1 pseudogene is annotated in these 1,042 nt (G+C 66.6%); it reads right to left on the bottom strand.

Annotation, left to right across the window (positions count from 1 at the left end):
- Positions 1-1,033, bottom strand: a pseudogene (locus tag ACFWW8_RS38660) (IS630 family transposase); the annotation flags it as partial.
- Positions 1,034-1,042 lie beyond the last annotated feature (9 nt).

The raw sequence follows: 1,042 nt of genomic DNA, 5'->3' as shown, positions 1-1,042 counted from the left end.
TCGTCGGCTGTCTTTGTCCAGACGAAGGGCCTGGGTTGGTCGTTCCAGTCGGTCAGCCAGGTCCGGATGTCGCGTTCGAGTGCCTGGACGGAGCGGTGGACTCCGCGTTTGAGCTTCTTCTGTGTGAGCTCGGCGAACCACCGCTCCACGAGGTTCAGCCACGACGCACTGGTCGGCGTGAAGTGCAGGTGGAACCGCGGGTGGGCCAGCAGCCACCGCTTGATGTCGGGTGTCTTGTGGTCGCGTAGTTGTCGAGGATGAGGTGGACCTGGAGATCGGCCGGAACCTCCTTGTCGACCTTGGCCAGGAACTTTTTGAACTCGGTGGCCCGGTGGCGGCGGTGCAGGGAGCCGATGACCTTGCCGGTGGCGACCTCGAGGGCGGCGAAGAGAGTGGTGGTGCCGACGCGGATGTAGTCGTGGCTGCGGCGTTCGGGAACGCCGGGCATCATCGGCAGGACGGGCTGGGACCGGTCCAGGGCCTGGATCTGCGACTTCTCGTCCACGCAGAGGACCAGGGCCTTATCCGGCGGGTCGAGATAGAGGCCGACGACGTCACGGACTTTGTCGGTGAACAGCGGATCCGTCGACAGCTTGAAGGTCTGCGTCCGGTGCGGTGCCAGGGCGAACGCCCGCCAGATCCGCGAGACCGTCGACTGCGACATTCCCGTCGCCGCGGCCATCGACCTGGTCGACCAGTGGGTCGCGTTCCTGGGCGTCTCCTCAAGCGTCTTGACGACCCGCTCGACGTCCGCGTTGGTGATCTTGCGGGGAACGCCGGGCCGCGGGTCGTCACACAAGCCGTCCAGGCCCCGCTCAATGAAACGCCGCCGCCAGGTGCGGACCGTCTCCGGAGCGACCCGCAGCCGACGGGACACCTCCATGATCGAGTGGCCTTCGGCGCACTCCAGCACGATCCGGGACCGCTGGGCCAAAGCCTGAGCCGTTGTGCGGCGGCGTAACCAGCCCTCCAGCACCCCGCGCTGGGCGTGAGAGATCGACAACGGCGGAATCTTCGGACCTGGACGGCTCATGCCCAACTA

This window comes from Streptomyces sp. NPDC058701, assembly GCF_042715295.1.
Classification (GTDB): Bacteria; Actinomycetota; Actinomycetes; order Streptomycetales; family Streptomycetaceae; genus Streptomyces.
This window is presented reverse-complemented; position numbering and strand designations above follow the sequence as displayed.